Consider the following 17,255-nt stretch of genomic DNA (forward strand, 5'->3'; position numbering starts at 1 on the left):
AACGTTAATTTTATTTTTCTGTGACTGTTTTGTTTTTGCACAGTGTCGCCAAAGCCGCAACATCTAGAATTAATGCTACGCTGCCGTCACCCAAAATGGTTGCCGCAGATATTCCAGGGACTTTACGATAGTTAAGTTCAAGGTTTTTCACGACGACTTGATGTTGCCCAATGAGCTGATCGACCAACAATGCATAGCGGCAACCGGCACTTTGTAAAATCACCGCAATACCGTCATTAGGCAGTGTTGAATCACTCTCAATATCGAAAATTTGATGCAATTCGATCAGCGGTAAATATTCTCCTCGTACTTGCAGCATCATTTCATCGCCTGCCATACGGTACAGCGCATTTTCAGAGGGTTTGAGTGATTCCATCACCGTTCCCAGTGGCAAGACATAGATTTCAGCTCCGACGCGTACCGACATACCGTCCAGTATTGCCAATGTTAGCGGCAAAATAATCCGAATGGTGGTGCCTTTATTCTGAACTGAATGGATCTCGACATGTCCTCCCATGGCTAGGATATTTCTGCGTACCACATCCATGCCAACACCACGCCCTGAAACATCTGTGACTGTTTCGGCCGTAGAAAAACCGGCGGCAAAAATCAGCATCCAAATTTCTTCATCACTCCAGTTATCACTGATCGCTAATCCTTGCGATTGCGCGCGAGCCAAGATTTTTTCACGGTTAAGCCCCGCGCCGTCATCAATAACCTCAATGACGATGCTGCCACCATGATGCTCCGCAGAGAGTGTCAGGTTACCTTTGGCCGGCTTTCCTTTAGCTTGACGGATATCTACCGACTCAATGCCATGGTCTAGACTGTTACGGACTAAATGGGTTAGGGGATCAATAATCCGTTCAATCAGGCTCTTATCTAATTCAGCAGACCCCCCTCTTAAGGTCAGCTCAACTTCTTTACCCAGTTTTCCCCCTAGGTCATGGACCAGACGTGGGAAACGGCTGAAAACATATTCCATTGGCATCATGCGGATAGACATCACTGATTCTTGCAGGTCGCGGGCGTTACGCTCCATCTGACCAATGCTGCTAATCAACGTGTCATACAGGGCAGGGTCCAAAGAGCTTGAAAGCTGTGAAAGCATCGCCTGAGTAATAATCAGCTCACCAACCTGATTAATGATTTGGTCAACTTTTTCGACAGCGACTCGCAAACTTCCTGACTCTGTCGCCGGAGCTTTAGGTGTGGGTTTGGGCCGAGAAGCAGGCGAGTTAACGGGAGTCTCTGAAGCCTGTTCGTCTGACGTTGCTACACTATTTTCAGGCGAGGGGGTTGCCGCAATGATAGGTAACGCAGTGGCAGTATTTTGTTCTGGCTGGGACACCGTAATCGTAATTTGCTCGGGTTCGAGTACAAAACATAATACAGCGAGAATATCGTCAGCCGATGTTGTGGTCTGCAATTCAACCTGCAATACATCGCCTTGCTGCTGCTGACTAATAACTTCACCCAGATTGGCTAATTCCTCAAGCAAGACTGTTTTGTCTGCTTCAGGGATAGCACTGAGTAATACCGTCAGTGTATTACAGTCTAGCGCGGTAGGAAGGGGAGGGTGTTGTATCGGTGGTGGTGGTGCCTCCGCCGGAGTGCTATTTTGCTTATCTTCCATAGCGATTTGATGCAATGCAGTACAAATATAATGGAAACTGTCTTGGTCAGGTTCCTGCGAGGATTTATACGCATCAAGCTGATCTTGCATAATGTCTTTACTCTCCAGAAACAGATTAATGATGTCGCTGTTTAACCTCAGTTCACCACGTCGCGCATCGTCCAGCAGGTTTTCAAGTATGTGTGTCGTTTCTTGCAATACGGTAAAACCAAAGGTGCCGGCCCCTCCTTTTATTGAATGAGCTGCGCGAAATATGGCATTCAGCATTTCTTTATCAGGTGAAACGAAATCAAGCTCCAGAAGATGCATTTCCATATCGGCGAGCAATTCATCAGCTTCATCAAAAAAGGTTTGGTAAAAATCACTTATGTCCATCTTGCTCAACCTTTTCCTGTGTAGGATTAGCTAAAACTTCGGCTATCGGCGCGACTTTTGCCGGAGTGGCTTCGCCGGTAGACATCATTTTCAATTCATTTTTTATCTTTTCACTGCCTTGATTATCTGCCACGCTCTGCAATACGGTATCCTCTTCCAGAATGTCTTTTTCCTTACTTTTACTCAGAACTAAAATGCTGATCCGTCGGTTGATAGGATCATTTGGATTCATATTTTCCAAATTCATCATGTCGGCAGTACCAATGACCCGCAAAAACTTATTATCAGCTAATCCGCCGGACACCAGCGCGCGTCGCGAGGCATTGGCGCGGTCGGATGATAATTCCCAATTGCTATATCCCATTTCGCCACTGGCGTAAGGTAATGAGTCTGTGTGGCCTGTTACGCTAATTTTATTTGGCAGGTCATTCAGTACCGGAACTAATGCCAGCAGAATATCCCGCATATAAGGTTCCAGTTCTTTACTGCCAATTTTGAACATCGGACGTTCTTGACTATCAATGATCTGGATAAGCAGCCCGTCATCGGTCAGAGACAGTCGTAGATTTGATTGGAAATCACTTAGCCGCGGATCGTTATGAATTAAGTTTTCCAGTTTCTGATGTGCTCGCAGTAAATTCATTGCACTTTTTTGCTTATCAATTTTGTTTAACGTTTGCTTAAATACTTCACCATCTTGCTTAATTAAGTCATCTCCCCCACCGGGAATAGGGCTATCGCTTAAACTGGATCGATCCCCATTTGATATCGCGACCCTCAGCGGCATTCTAAAATAGTCAGCAATTTGTTCACGTTGCAAAGGGGTAGAAGAAGAGAGCAGCCACATAACCAAAAAGAAGGCCATCATGGCTGTCATAAAGTCGGCATAGGCAATTTTCCAGGTCCCACCGTGGTGGCCATGTTTTGCACGTTTGCGTTTACGGACAATAATGACTGGCTGTGACTGTTTGTTCATGATGCGCTATCCGGCGCGCTGCTATTTGCCGAGGATTTCACCTCGCGTACATGATCTTCCAGTTCAATAAACGTTGGACGTTCTGACGATAACAAGGTTTTACGGCCAAATTCGACAGCAATTTGTGGCGCATAGCCATTCATGCTGGAAAGCAACGTAACCCGAATGCATTGCAACATTTTGATTTGCTCGCTGCCCTTTTGACGTAACAGCGTGGCCAGAGGTAAAACAAAGCCATAAGCCAGCAAAATGCCTAAAAATGTGCCTACCATGGCATGCGCGATGAGTTCGCCCAATTCGGCAGCTGGCCTGTCTGCTGCGGCCAAGGCATTAACCACCCCCATAACAGCGGCTACGATACCGAAAGCAGGGAGAGCATCGCCGACGACATTGAGACTATTGGCAGGAACATCATGTTCATGTTCGCAAGTTTCGATTTCCTCATCCATTAATGCTTCTATTTCATGCGCATTCATACTGCCGCTGACCATCAGACGTAAATAATCGACGATGAAATTCATCAACATGGGATCAGCAAGTAAGCGTGGATAAGCCGAGAAAATAGCACTGTTCTGCGGATCTTCAATATCACTTTCCAGTGTCATCAACCCATTCTGCCGACCTTTGGTCAGCAGTAAGTACATCATAGCCATCAGATCCATATAAAGTGCTTTGGTATAATGTGAACCTTTGAATAAATGGGGGAAGGCTTTAATCGTCGCTTTTATCGATTTACCGTTATTACCGACAATAAAAGCCCCTACGGCCGCCCCGCCAATAATCAAAAGTTCTGTTGGCTGATAAAGCGCGCCTAATTCCCCCCCCGAGAGACTGAATCCGCCAAAAACAGTCAAAATGACTACCATATAACCAATAATGACTAGCACATATACTCCTTAATAATTTAATGCCTGATCTCACCTAAATATTTGGTTTTTATAAATTTCACGCACGGGGTGGCCGTATCATATTTAACCGATACTATTATTTACGATAAGAATATTTAACTGCCAAATTAGTTAGACTGTGGAAGTATTCTCCAATGGTAAGTCAGGTGTTTTACATTTCTTAATTGCACGAGAAGGTGGGCTACATAAACTGCACGTAAATGGGTTCTTTGAATGTTCACTTGTTACAACAAAACCACCACCACAAATACAGCATTCTGTATGTTCTATAATTCCACAATTAATGAACCGCAATAATGTCCATGCACGGGTTAATCCAAGAACTTGTTTTTCACCTGGTTGAGGTGGGCATTGTTCCAGATATAAACGATAAGCTTTTACAGTTGCTTCAATCGGCCGACAGGGTTCGGTTTTTTGCAAATAAAGGTGAATATTATAAAACATAGATGAATGAATATTTTGTTCCCATGCCATAAACCAGTCTTCCGAGAAAGGCAACATACCTTTAGGGGGAGGGCATCCTCTGAGTTCTTTATAAAGGCGTAATAATCTTCTGCGGCTGAGACTCGTTTCGCTTTCCAACATTTGCATACGAGCACCAAAAGAAATCAACTCCATGGCTATTTGTACTTCTTTGATTTCCTGCAATATACTTTTTTCACTCATAATCACAAATTCCTTTAAGTTGGTGTAAGATTTTGCTCAGAAAGCGAGTTCAGCAGATTGGTTGATAGAATGATGCCGGTATGAATTTGTTGTAATGCTTCAATACGGGAGTCTTTAGTCAAATTATCAATCACAATTTCATTATCAACACGAAGGCGACAAATGAGCTGGTTGGTTGATGCTAGTTTTATCAACTGAGGGAGGGAGAGTTCCTTTAAAGTATCAATGGTTGCTTCAGTCAATCCCAGGCGAAAACCTGCGGCAAACTTATCTTCTCTAATTAATTGTTGGGCGAGTAGCAAATAGGACAAGTTGATGTCATGAATCCGTTGCAGCTGTTCGTCAATATTTTTTTCAATCATATTTCGTTACCATATTCATCTCACTGACTACATGAGAGAATAAATTAATGTTAATTAATTTGTTGACATGTGATCATTATAATTAAAGCAATGATATTGAAGTGGTGAAAATTAGCACTTTTTCCATAGGGATATTTTTACCAACGTATTGGTTGTAACGTTATGAAAAATAGCTGATTAATCATACTTACTCAGCATAAATAAAATACTCCTTCACCAACCTCAGTCTCATTTGACACAATACAGTAGCAAGCGGAGACGACTTATCTTACCTAATATTTCAAAGTAATTGGAAGTGTGTGGAACATTTTCTATATACTAACTGCTTTATTCTGTAAGCTCAACTTTTAATCTCATTAACTATTAATAATCTGTGCTATTTTTTAATTAAGAATTACTAGTAACACTAAAGTTAATAAATATATTTATTTACATAAAATTTTCATTGTCTACTATAATTTTATTTATGCCGAGAATCTAATCTGGCACGCAGACGTTTAATGGCTTGACTATGTAACTGACTGACTCTTGTTTCCGTAATCTTCAGCAAGATGCCAACCTCTTTCATGTTGAGATCTTGCTGATAATAAAGATTCAATAATAGTTGATCCCTTTCCGGCAGTGCTTTTATTTCCTGACTGATATGCTTGGTTAAGTTTTCTTTCATCAATTCATGCAGAGGATTTAGCATTTCATGTTCAGTATCTGGCTGTTCAACACTGTCTGCCAACTCTTCTTGTAGCTCATCAAGAGAATAAAGTTGGCTGGTGTTGGTCTCGGCCAAAATTTGCTGATATTCACGTAATGTAATGCCCATCCCTGCTGCAACATCAGCTTCTATTGCGACTGTGCCACTTTCTTGCTCAATGCGTTGAATGACTAATGCCACTTCGCGTGCATTACTGCGAATTCTGCGCGGAACCCAGTCTCGCTCCCGTAGTTCATCTATCATTGCCCAGCGTACTTTCTGGGTAATATACATATTTAGTGCAATACCTTTCTTCGGTTCAAAATGTTCAATTGCGGTCAGTAGCCCTATTGCACCGGCCTGAATAAGATCGTCCAATTCCACGCTGGCAGGTAATCTGGCATGTAAACGCAGAGCCTCGTGCCGAACTATAAAGCCATATTTCGGCCATAGCTCATCTTTCTCTACTACGCCGTTATGGGTATAAATACCATTCACAATTACATTATCCAGCCGACAAAAAATTTACGACATTATTAAGGATTAATGCGAGATCAAATAGCCTGATAAGGCGATACAATAATGCGCAATCCGGAACTTCAATTTTATCCTTAGAACAAACCAATCACGGAAAAAAATTATAACCCAAGGTACTTGTTAGTGCCGTTAATGCTTTTTTGACCCCTTTTTAGAAGGTTTCCCACTGCGCCTCAACTGCATTTTTATTCACTTCTGAGTCTTTTTTATGCATCTCTTGGTTAGGGCGAACCGGCTTTAGAGTATTGCTTAGTTCGCTATTTTTATGCAGAGATGGATTGAGAACGAACTCAGAAATGATGTTATCCAGCGCTTCTGTTTGTGTTTCCAGGCTGCTGGCTGCGGTTGCTGCCTCTTCTACCATGACAGCATTTTGTTGAGTAACTTGATCCATTTCGTTAACGGCTTGCGCAATTTGATTGATGCCCGCGCTTTGTTCATCTGAAGCGGAGGTGATTTCCCCCATAATGTCTGTCACTTGGGTCACAGAATTAACAATATCCTTCATAACTGTTCCCGCTACATTAACCTGCTGAGAACCAGTATTCATATTTGCAACACAAGTGGTTATTAGCTGGCTAATCTCTTTAGCGGCATCAGCACTGCGCTTGGCCAGATTGCGGACTTCACCGGCAACAACGGCAAAGCCACGTCCTTGTTCGCCTGCTCGGGCCGCTTCTACTGCGGCATTCAGGGCTAAGATATTGGTCTGATTAGCGATACTGTCGATGACACCGTTGATATCAGCAATCTGGCGTGAGCTTTGCGTAATCTGTTGCATAATTTCTTCGAGATTACTCATCACATCGCCACCATTACGAGCATTAAGGCTGGCACTTTCTGCTAATTGGCGTGCGGTGTGGGCGTTATCCGCGTTCTGACGAACAGTGGTTTTTAGCTCTTCCATGCTAGCTGCGGTTTGCTGTAAGGCTGAAGCCTGTTCTTCGGTACGTGCAGAAAGGTCATTATTACCCAGTGATATTTCTTGAGCATTGCCATAAATATGGCTCACACCATCACGGATACCAGAGATAACCTCGGTTAGTGACGTGCGCATTTTTTCCAGCTCAATCAACATCAGGCCCAGTTCATTTTCATCCCCAGTTTGTATTTCTTCACTCAAATCGCCCGCAGCAATCTTTTTGATCGATTGAGATGTTTGCGCCATTCGTGATATCAAAACACGTTTTAGCCAGATACGAACCAAGAACATCATCACGATTGAACAGCCCAACACGATAGCGGCCATCGTAACCATCGAGTAATAATCGTTTTCGGCTTGTTGAATATATTCGTTATTAAGCTGGTCGATAATTTGACTGTAACGCTGTATTTGCTCTCTTAAGGACGCACGTTCTTGCATTTCATTGTCAATGTTATCGGGGGAACTTGCCGGGTCAAGGATGTAGTTAACTTTTGCTAGAGATAAATTCAGTACCCGATCAAACTGTTTACTCAAATCTATCGCGACTTGTTTTTCCTCTGGTGAGCTAAACGGCATTGACATAAAGGTTTTCATATCAATATTAGCTTGGGAGAGAATATCTTTGGCGCGATCAATAGATTCTTGCTTAACAGGGCGATTAAGACTTGTGCGTGACATCAGCCCATTAACATGCGCCAGCCCACTATTAAGGTTAAAGATGGCATCACTCATGACCTCTATATTTTTAGAGACGATGATAGCACGATTAAAGTTATCCTTATTCGCAATGGCATGTAACACACTGAACGCTGTTATCAGCATGAGGAACAGTGCAAAAATAGCAATCACGATAGATAAAGCTGTGGATATTTTTAATTTTTTAAACATGACGATCCTTAATCACCAACAGTGAACTGTTGTAGATGTACCTCAGAAATATAATGAGAATGATTATTAAATATTCAGGTTGATAATCCTGCTAATGCGAAATATTGCAATGTTGATACTACATATTAAATATCGACATTGTCTGCATACTCTGGAAAACCATCATTGAAGCGCTGAGTGCAAATTCCGACATTTTCGATTGAGATGTTAATGTAATAAATGTATCTATATCTGAGCCGACAGTTTGTTGTAACAGCGTCTGAATATTGATCTTTTGCACATCCGAGCGTAGCCCCAGCGATTCTATCTGCTGTAAGCTGGTTCCAACCTCAGCCTGTATTTTTCCGAGGTTATCAATGCCTTTCTTGATGGCAATATTGGTGCTATCGAGTGTTTTTTGCAGTGCTTCACGGTCAGCGTCATCGACAATAGGTTCATTTAGCGCTGCAATAGCGTTATCCAATGCAGCGAAAATATCGTTGCTGCTCCCACTTAAAAAGATATCGCTACCCAGATGGCTCACTTGAATTTCGGTGCTGTCTGCAACTAAATGGGTTATTGGCGTATCTCCGCCCACGTAGGTGCCATCTTTTTGGAAAGGTTCTGCTCCCGTTTTAAAACCACCGAAAATATAGCGGCCACTGCCATTAGTGGTGTTGCCTAAATTCAACAAGTTATCGCGGATACCTTGTAATTCAGTCGCCAACGCTTCTCTATCTGCATCTGAAAAGGCACCGTTGCCGCCAGCAACAATTTTCGCACTTAACTCTTTGGTTAAGATGTTACCAATGGAGGTGAGCGTGTTGTCTTCCTGTTGCAGTGCATCTTGGGCGTACAAGCGCGCAGTATCAAATTGCTGCATATTTGCCAGCGCATTTTGATAAATGATCGCTTGTGAAGCACCACCAGGATCATCAGAAGGTGTTAGCAAGGTTCTCTGGGCTGACATCCGGGTATAAATATCATTTCCAGCGGTCATGGCCTTCGACATGCTATTGATATTATTCTGATACATATACTGGGTACTGAGACGCATCGCTATTTCCTTAATCTTTTATCAAACTGCTGGTGGCACCGTAGAATGGGACGTTATCTAATACTGAGTAGTGCATCAAAGAGGGTGGTTGCTGTCTGAAGCACTTGTGCATTAGCTTGATAATATTGGGTATACATTTGTAGGTTCATGTACTCCTCATTCATATCAACCCCAGAAATACTCTGTTGTTGATATAGCGCTGCCTCAAGTACCTTTGTTGTGGTGGTCGCTTCGGCTTTTAGCGCTGTCATGGATGAACCGACAGAACTGACTAGGCTGGCATAAGCTTCCGTCAAGGTTGCATTACCGACCAACGTCATATTTTGAATGCCTAACATGGCTTCAAGATTTTCATTATTACTTTCATCGGACGGATCAGATGAACTTGAAGCTGCTATTTTATCGCCGTCAGTAATTGCAACGCTGAGCCCTGATGCAACCCCCGCTGTTGGGTTGAAGACAAAGCTGTCATTCGGTTGTGGCGTGCCCTGTGGTTGAATCGAAATACCATCAAATTCAAGTTCACCAGCGCTACCAATGGTGGGCGTAATCGTTCTGCCATCGCGAGTTTGTACTTCCCAGTCATTTTGACCAGGGCCTTTATAGGTGAGGGTATAATCTTCAGCTTTGACGCTACTAATATCTGAATAGCTAATATCCAGAGTGGCATCACTGGTATTATTGCGGTTAGCTAAGGCTACAGGATTCGCGATGTTGAATAGATCTCCCCCGGCATTGCCTTCTCGGTCATAACCGTTAGCGTTAACCTCATTAAACTTATTCGCCATTTGCAAAGCGAGTTGGTTTAACTGATTACGGGCATCGACTAAATCTTCGTTACGGAATTTAAATAACCCACCTAGTTTCCCACCGGTCATTTTCGATTCATCCAACGGCATTTTATTGCCTGCGGCATCGATGTAGGACACAACCGTCTTAGAAGGGTCTTCAGAAGAAACGGAGGCTTCCAGTTGGTAGGCGCGGTCCCCATTAACCAATGGCATACCATTCGCTAATGTGACATCGACTCGACCCGTCGTGGTGTTTTCATTGACCCGGATCCCCACTTGCTCACTAAGCGCACTGAGCAGTGAGTCGCGCTGATCAAGTAAATCAGCAGGCAGGTCACCCGTTTGACCATGAATTTTTTCAATCTCTTGATTCAGCTTTGCCAGTTGCTTGGCGCTGGCGTTGATGTCTGCAACACTCTGGGTAATTTGTGTATTGGTACTTTTTTCCAATCCATTGAGTGTGTTGCTGTTGCTATTAAATTGATTGGAAATAGCCTTGAACTGGCCTAATGCGCCTTGGCGAGCGGCTGCACTGACAGGATCACTACTCACTTTTTTGAGTGATTCGAAGATATTACCCATGGTGACTGAAATATTATCGGTATCGTCACCCAGCATATTATCTATCTGACTAAGTTGTTGGGCACGGCTGCTTAACCCCATAAACTCAGTCATTGAGCCACGCACTTGATTATTAATAAAGCCATCGTAAGCGCGCTGCACGCCATTAACTTGAACACCGTAGCCAAAGAAACCAACGTTCGTGGTTTTCCCCCCGGCTTGGCCTAACATAATATTTTGCCGGCTGTATCCTGGCGTCACGGCGTTATTTAAATTGTTACCAACGACGTTGAGTGCAGATTGTGCCGAACTCAGTCCACTCTGAGCCAAATTAATCAGATTCATAAATCACCGACATTGTATTATTCGTAAAATTTACTGACGAACCTCTTCAAGAAAATTCTGTAGGAAAATTCGCACCATATATAAACTATCGGTTGTCAAAAAATTAACTAAACAGTGATTGGCTAAAATAATGAAGAAAGATCCGTTTTATAGGCATTCACGCCCTGATGGATGTTCCCTTTGACCTGCTGAATGATGTTAATTAATTTTTTGGCGTAGCTCGGATCGGTAGCATAACCGCCGGACTGTAATGCATGTGCTGCACGCTCTGGTGAATTAGCTTTCGCAACATTCTGGTAACGCGGATTGTTTGTTAGCAACGCAGTATAATCTGACAGTGCATCTGAATATGATGGATAGACTTTAAATGCGGCTTTCACTTTTTGTGCCGTGCCATTGATATATTCAGTTGTCATTATTTCCGTTGTATCGCCTTTCCAATCTGACGTCGCCTTTATGCCAAATAAGTTATGGCTTGGTTTACCATTTGTTGTCGTGATTTCTTTATTTCCCCAACCCGATTCAAGTGCCGCTTGAGCAATAATCAGTTGATGTGGAATACCGCTTTTTTGCGCAGCAGTGATAGCGGGTTGCAGCATGCGGGAAATAAAATCAGCGCTTTTTTCTACACCCCCGCTAAAGCGCGACAATAGACTGGCTTCATTTGTCTGGGATACTTGTTGAGTCGTTGTTTCTCGCCGCTTTACGGCGTCCATATTCAAGCTATATGGGGCGGGGGCCACCCCCACAGTATTTTGTGTCATTGAGGGCTGCCCACCCATTTGTCTGACCATCAAGTCGGCAAATCCCATTTTGCTTTGCTCAGCAATATCCTGAGATATTTGCTGATCGTACATTGAGGTAAACATATCCGCTTCCTGACTGTGCAGCAGACCGTCTTTAAATGAAGCGTCACGCATACTCTTGAGCATCATTTGAATAAACATGCCCTCCATCTGCTTTGCCGCTTCTTTCACCCCTTCTTGAGAGTTACTTTTAACTTCACGTTTCAATGCATCGAGGCTGCGAACATCAAAGGCTGCGCCAGTAGAAAAGAGTGCGTTACTCATCAGTTGGTCTCCAACTTAGCGCGTAGGCAACCGGCACTTTTCATTGATTGCATTATCGACATCAGATCATTCGGTGTTGCCCCTAAACTGTTCAGTGCCCGCACCACGCTATTGAGATCAGCGCTAGTCTTCACCTGTTGCAAAGAGCCATTCTGATCGCGAATCGATATTTGTGTATTCGGCGTCACTACCGTTTGTCCACCTGCCAGCGGGGTGTCTGGTTGGCTCACTTCGTTGGTTTGCGTGACTTCAACGGTTAAATCGCCTTGCGCAATAGCACAAGCATCCAAGGCAACATAGCGGTTCATGACGACGGAGCCGGTTCGGGAGTTAACAATCACTTTGGCGTCCATGACACCAACGCGAATGGGAATATTTTGTACATCCGCTAGGAATCGCACTTTCCCCGCGCTGTCGGCAGGGGCGAAAAGCTTAATCGTGCGGGAATCTTCCGCCATGGCTGTTGCACCACCAAAGCGGCGATTTATCTCATCACTGACTTGTTGAGCCAGCGAGAAATCTTCGTCATTGAGTTGCAGCCGCAGGACATTTTGGTTTGCAAAGTTGAGCGGTACTTCGCGTTCAACCGTGGCCCCACCACTGATTCGCCCACCATTTAACTGATTGACTTGTACCCGGCTACCGCCACTTTGCGCACCCGCACCGGATACCAGCAAGTTGCCTTGTGCCAAGGCATAAACCTGATTATCGACACCTTTTAGCGGCGTCATCAGCAACGTGCCACCGCGCAGGCTTTTCGCATTGCCCAGAGAAGAAACCACCACATCTATCTTTTCGCCGGGTCGTGAAAAGGGAGGCAAATCAGCGGTCACCATCACGGCGGCCACATTTTTGAGCTGCATGTTCGTGCCCGCCGGAACGGTTATCCCTAGCTGAGATAGCATGTTATTAAGGCTTTGGGTGGTGAAGGGCGTTTGCATCGTTTGGTCCCCGGTGCCATCCAACCCGACAATCAACCCATACCCCATCAGGGAGTTACTGCGAATCCCCTGAATGGTGGTGAGATCACGAATTCGTTCGGCCTGAGCGCCTTTCGATGTAAAAAAAATCAAGCCAGTACAAAGTAGGCTCAGACACAACGTGAGAAATGAAGTTTTCATTGGCTGTTCATTACAAAGGAGAAAGATTAAGGAACAGACGCTGTAACCAGCCCATCTGCTGTGCTTCGTTGATATATCCGTTCCCGACATATTCAATACGTGCATCGGAAACTTGGGTAGATATCACTGAGTTGTTGCTACTGATCGTGCGTGGATTGACGACGCCGGAGAAACGAATAAATTCGGTACCCTGATTAATCGCGATCTGTTTTTCGCCGACGACCCTCAGGTTGCCGTTCTCTAACAATTGTTGAACCGTAACGGTAATCGTACCGCTGAACGTGTTTTTCGCCGCCGCGCCACCTTTGCCTGAAAAATCATTGGAGCCGCTGATGGAGGTATTCGCACGGTCGCCGCCTAACAATCCAGAGAGTGCGCTGGGGACAGTATCAAGGGATAACCCGGTTGAACCGCCTCGATTGGCATTAGCTGATGAGCTTTTGCTGGCGCTGACATTCTCTTGCAACACAATAGTTAAGGTGTCGCCGACGTTCCTTGGTCTGCGATCTTCAAACATCGGCTGATAGCCATAACTCATCGCCTGTCCGGTTTGAAAAATGGACCCATTTGCGACGGTCATTGCCGGTGACGCCGGGCTGGCCGTTGTTACACCATCGACTAAAGGCTTATGAGGGATATAGGCGCATCCAGTCAGAAACAACGCCAGTACCGCTGACACTGAAGACAACCGTATGATGCGTTGAGTCTTTGGGATTAAAGTCTTTGGGAATATCTGGCAAGCATTCATGTCGGATAGGGTGGAACAAGGCTGGTTTTTCATTTCATCCACTGCGGTCAAAAACAGCCATAAATCGGCCCCCATTTTTACAACAGAGGCCGGACTTATGGGTGCTATCAAAGTTGTGTCAGGCGTTGCAACATCTGGTCTGATGTTGATACGGCTTTGCTATTAATTTCATAGGCGCGCTGAGTCTGGATCATGTTGACCAGTTCCTCCGCAACGTTGACGTTGGAGGTCTCGATATACCCTTGTCGAAGGGATCCACCTCCATTCAGGCCCGGTGTCGTTTCATTGGGAGCACCGGAAGATTGCGTTTCCCGATAGAGATTCTCACCAATGCTTTCGAGGCCGGAATCATTAATGAAGGTGCTGAGTGTGAGCTGCCCTATCTGCTGTGGTGCGGTTTGCCCTGGCACAGTGACGCTGACAATGCCATCTTTCCCTACCGTTAAGGTATCCGCATCCTGCGGGATGGTAATAGCGGGCTGAACGGGATAACCACTGGAGGTCACCAATTGACCATTCTGATCAAACTGGAAAGAGCCATCGCGGGTATAAGCTGTTGTGCCGTCAGTCATCTGTATCTGAAAGAAGCCGTGGCCTTCAATCGCCAAGTCTTTGCTGTTATTCGTTTGAGTCAGGTTACCTTGGCTATGAATACGCTCGGTGGCTACAGGGCGCACACCTGTACCCAGTTGCAGCCCCGTAGGGATCGTGGTCTGCTCTGAAGATTGGGCGCCAGGTTGACGCAGCGTCTGGTAAAGCAAATCTTCAAACACCGCCCGCTGACGCTTAAAGCCATTGGTACTGACGTTTGCCAAGTTATTGGATATCACATCCATATTGGTTTGCTGCGCTTCAAGACCTGTTTTGGCAATCCATAAAGAACGGATCATACTGAAATTCCTCTTTGCCGGGGGTTACCCCATAGCCAGTAGCTGGTTGGCTTTCTTATCGTTATCATCCACAGCGCTGATGACTCTCATGTTCATATCGAAGCCGCGTGCGGTGGCAATCATGTCCACCATTGACTTCACTGGGCTGACATTGCTGCTTTCCAGTGCGCCGGGAACTAACTGTAAATCCTGATCCGCAGGCAACTGAGCCTGTCCGGCATTGGGTGACGTCGATGCGATATGAAACAGACCATCGTCGCCGTGGTACAGATCCTGAAGCTTGGCATTGACCAGTTTCAGTCTCCCAACCTGAGCCAGCGCGGAAGGTTCCTCTCCAGCACCGCGTGCAGTAATGGTGCCATCGGGGGCGATGGTCAACTCTGCCTGTGGCGGTGCATTGATTGGACCACCATCACCCAGCACTGGTAGTCCTCTGACTGTCAGGAGACCTTCACTGTCAATTTCGATGTTGCCAGCACGGGTGTATCCCTCTGCGCCATCTGGCAGTTCGACTGCCAACCAACCTTCTTGCGGTAGTGCAACATCCAGATTGCGGCCCGTTTGGTTGATGGTCCCCATCGAGTCATCGTGATAGGGCGTCGATTCCGTCACTAATGTGCGAGTTGCAACTGACGGCCCGTCAACTGGCACGGCACGAAAAGCAGAAAGTTGTGCACGAAATCCGGTCGTGGAGGCATTCGCCAGGTTGTTTGACACCACACCCTGACGATTAAGGGCGGCGTTAGCCGCACCCATTGCGGTATAGATTGCGCGATCCATAGAAGTCAGCCGTTAACCGAGGTTAGCCAGAATCTGAAGGAGTTCAGACTGGGTTTTAATGGTCTGTGAGTTGGACTGATAGTTGCGCTGATAAACGATCATGTTGACCATCTCTTTGCTCAGATCAACGTTGGATGCTTCGAGGCGATTGCCATATAAATTGCCTAAATTCCCAGTGCCAGCAATACCGGTGACGGGCTGCCCTGATTCTGGTGTTTCAGACCAGCAGTTATCGCCTTGAGAAGACAATCCACCAGGGTTGGTGAAGTTCGACAGTACCACCTGACCCAATAATTGCTTCTGACCGTTACTGTAGCTGGCAATAATCTGTCCATTGTCACCGACCACATAGCCATTCATCAGGCCGGGGGCATAACCGGTGGTGGTGGGGCTATCCATGGCCGTATCCGATGCTTGTTGGGTCATACCCGCCATATCCAAATCAAAATCCAGTGGCTCGCCGCCATTAAAGGCTGCACCTCTTACATTCAACTTTGCTGGATTCGTGGTCAGTTGCCCCGAAGTGTCAAAATTCAGCGCTAGCTCCTGATAAACCGGATCACCACTAGCATCTAGCTCTGGAGCGGTGACATTGCTGGAATAGGCTTTCCATTCGTTATCACCGGTTTTAACGTAGTAAATATTGATGGTGTGCTTATTCCCCAAGCTGTCGTAAGCATCTACCTGACTAATGGAGCTATAACTTTTATTGTCTGAAGGATCGAATGGATTGGCAGTTTGGTCTATTGCTTCAGTACCTGAGTTCAGATTACCGCTCAGTGTGCCGCCATCAGAGGCACGAGCAGGCATTTGTCCTGATGGAATCTGAATTTGACCGATGGCCGCTCCCGGCTGAATAGCAGGCGGGGTGCCGGTAGCTTGAAAACCGGTTAAAAACATACCTTGGTTATTGACAATATAGCCGTTTTCATCGGATTTAAATTGTCCATTTCGGCTATAAAATACGCGCCCGGCTTCATTGGTTAAACGGAAGAAACCATTCCCTTGAATACCCATATCAAGGCTGCTGCTGCCCGCACCTAAAACACCATCACTGAAGTTTTGATTAACCGACGATACCTGTACGCCCATACCGACTTGTGAACCGGCAAATACGTCGGCAAAGGCGATAGAACCCGATTTAAACCCGACAGTTTGGGAGTTCGCAATATTGTTACCAACCACATCAAGTGCTTGTGAAGCTGCACTCAGTCCACTAAGACCTTGTGAAAAACTCATAATTAATTTTCCTGAATACTAGAATGAAATATTGAAATCTGATTACTCAATGGAATAAACCTCACCTAATGTGGCGCTGCCATTTAAGCCCAACTGCAATACAGCACCCGTCGCTGAGAATGAAACACTCTCTACTTTGGCTTTCTTCAGGGACTCAATATTGGGAGTATTGCCATCACTATTTGATGCGGAGAACGAGACTTTATACCCACCACCGTCAGCAGGTGGTTCGGCAGGTTGGAAACCACTGAGATCATCAAGCGTAAATTTATTAACACCGGCTTTGATGTCTTTTAATTCGGCAGAATAAGCATTGCCTTGCGCGTCGGTTAGAGTGACAGTCACTTTGTCGGCGTCAGAATCCATATTGAAGCCAAATTCTTTATTGCCATTTTCTTCAAAGGAAACGGACGTATTACCTTCAACCCATACACTTCGACCGACCCAATCCGCAGCATTCATCTGTTGCATACTGGTGACAAGGGTGCCCACCTGACTCAGCGTCGAATTAAGCTGTTGAACGCCTGATGCTGTACTGAACTGTGCCAGTTGGGAAGTTAACTGATTATTATCCATCGGGTTGGTTGGATCTTGGTTTTGCATCTGCGCAACGAGGAGCGTCATAAAGTTATTGGTTAAATCCTCGGCAGTGTTTCCACTACTTGCCGCACTTGCGTTGCTTCCATTCATTACCGGTGAAACAGCCATTTTTC

16 protein-coding genes are annotated in these 17,255 nt (G+C 45.4%); all 16 read right to left on the reverse strand.

The window, feature by feature from the left end:
* Positions 1 to 10: 10 nt before the first annotated feature.
* Complete coding sequence (gene cheA / locus ACIOG0_RS03510) at positions 11 to 2,011, reverse strand: chemotaxis protein CheA (RefSeq protein WP_050097931.1); 2,001 nt, start codon at positions 2,009 to 2,011, stop codon at positions 11 to 13.
* Positions 1,998 to 2,987 (reverse strand): flagellar motor protein MotB, encoded by a 990-nt coding sequence (gene motB, locus ACIOG0_RS03515; RefSeq protein ID WP_072086520.1) that lies wholly within the window; start codon positions 2,985 to 2,987, stop codon positions 1,998 to 2,000. The genes cheA and motB overlap by 14 nt, the downstream gene beginning before the upstream one ends.
* Positions 2,984 to 3,874 (reverse strand): flagellar motor stator protein MotA, encoded by an 891-nt coding sequence (gene motA, locus ACIOG0_RS03520; RefSeq protein ID WP_050097932.1) that lies wholly within the window; start codon positions 3,872 to 3,874, stop codon positions 2,984 to 2,986. Before motA ends, motB begins: the two co-directional genes overlap by 4 nt.
* 132 nt (positions 3,875 to 4,006) lie before the next feature.
* Positions 4,007 to 4,561, reverse strand: coding sequence for a flagellar transcriptional regulator FlhC (gene flhC, locus ACIOG0_RS03525; RefSeq protein WP_050097933.1), 555 nt, complete (start codon positions 4,559 to 4,561; stop codon positions 4,007 to 4,009).
* Positions 4,562 to 4,575: 14 nt separating this feature from the next.
* On the reverse strand, positions 4,576 to 4,923 hold the full coding sequence (flhD, locus tag ACIOG0_RS03530; RefSeq protein ID WP_050097934.1) for a flagellar transcriptional regulator FlhD: 348 nt from the start codon (positions 4,921 to 4,923) through the stop codon (positions 4,576 to 4,578).
* A 460-nt stretch (positions 4,924 to 5,383) separates the two neighbouring features.
* The gene (locus ACIOG0_RS03535) at positions 5,384 to 6,109 is read right to left on the reverse strand and encodes an RNA polymerase sigma factor FliA (RefSeq protein ID WP_050097935.1); all 726 of its coding nucleotides are present in this window, start codon (positions 6,107 to 6,109) and stop codon (positions 5,384 to 5,386) included.
* A gap of 190 nt (positions 6,110 to 6,299) precedes the next feature.
* Positions 6,300 to 7,961: a methyl-accepting chemotaxis protein gene (locus ACIOG0_RS03540; protein ID WP_145581867.1), complete on the reverse strand. Its 1,662-nt coding sequence runs from the start codon at positions 7,959 to 7,961 to the stop codon at positions 6,300 to 6,302.
* 118 nt (positions 7,962 to 8,079) lie between these two features.
* A complete protein-coding gene (gene flgL, locus ACIOG0_RS03545) occupies positions 8,080 to 8,997 on the reverse strand; it encodes a flagellar hook-associated protein FlgL (protein ID WP_050295985.1) in 918 nt (305 codons plus the stop codon).
* 53 nt (positions 8,998 to 9,050) lie between these two features.
* Positions 9,051 to 10,694 (reverse strand): flagellar hook-associated protein FlgK, encoded by a 1,644-nt coding sequence (gene flgK / locus ACIOG0_RS03550; RefSeq protein ID WP_050097938.1) that lies wholly within the window; start codon positions 10,692 to 10,694, stop codon positions 9,051 to 9,053.
* A 122-nt stretch (positions 10,695 to 10,816) separates the two neighbouring features.
* The gene (gene flgJ / locus ACIOG0_RS03555; protein ID WP_072087736.1) at positions 10,817 to 11,764 is read right to left on the reverse strand and encodes a flagellar assembly peptidoglycan hydrolase FlgJ; all 948 of its coding nucleotides are present in this window, start codon (positions 11,762 to 11,764) and stop codon (positions 10,817 to 10,819) included.
* Entirely contained in the window at positions 11,764 to 12,885 is a 1,122-nt protein-coding gene (locus ACIOG0_RS03560) for a flagellar basal body P-ring protein FlgI (protein ID WP_050097940.1), read from the reverse strand. The genes flgJ and ACIOG0_RS03560 overlap by 1 nt, the downstream gene beginning before the upstream one ends.
* 10 nt (positions 12,886 to 12,895) lie before the next feature.
* Positions 12,896 to 13,633 (reverse strand): flagellar basal body L-ring protein FlgH, encoded by a 738-nt coding sequence (locus ACIOG0_RS03565; RefSeq protein ID WP_080985766.1) that lies wholly within the window; start codon positions 13,631 to 13,633, stop codon positions 12,896 to 12,898.
* Between the two features lie 107 nt (positions 13,634 to 13,740).
* Positions 13,741 to 14,523, reverse strand: a complete 783-nt coding sequence (gene flgG, locus ACIOG0_RS03570) for a flagellar basal-body rod protein FlgG (protein ID WP_050097941.1) — start codon at positions 14,521 to 14,523, stop codon at positions 13,741 to 13,743.
* 24 nt (positions 14,524 to 14,547) lie between these two features.
* Positions 14,548 to 15,303: a flagellar basal body rod protein FlgF gene (locus ACIOG0_RS03575; protein WP_050097942.1), complete on the reverse strand. Its 756-nt coding sequence runs from the start codon at positions 15,301 to 15,303 to the stop codon at positions 14,548 to 14,550.
* A gap of 12 nt (positions 15,304 to 15,315) precedes the next feature.
* Entirely contained in the window at positions 15,316 to 16,542 is a 1,227-nt protein-coding gene (flgE, locus tag ACIOG0_RS03580) for a flagellar hook protein FlgE (RefSeq protein WP_050097943.1), read from the reverse strand.
* Positions 16,543 to 16,584: 42 nt separating this feature from the next.
* Positions 16,585 to 17,250 (reverse strand): flagellar hook assembly protein FlgD, encoded by a 666-nt coding sequence (locus tag ACIOG0_RS03585; RefSeq protein WP_050097944.1) that lies wholly within the window; start codon positions 17,248 to 17,250, stop codon positions 16,585 to 16,587.
* Between the last annotated feature and the right edge of the window lie 5 nt (positions 17,251 to 17,255).

Origin of the sequence: Yersinia vastinensis, assembly GCF_044905075.1 — a bacterium.
In the GTDB taxonomy this organism is placed as follows: Bacteria; Pseudomonadota; Gammaproteobacteria; order Enterobacterales; family Enterobacteriaceae; genus Yersinia; species Yersinia vastinensis.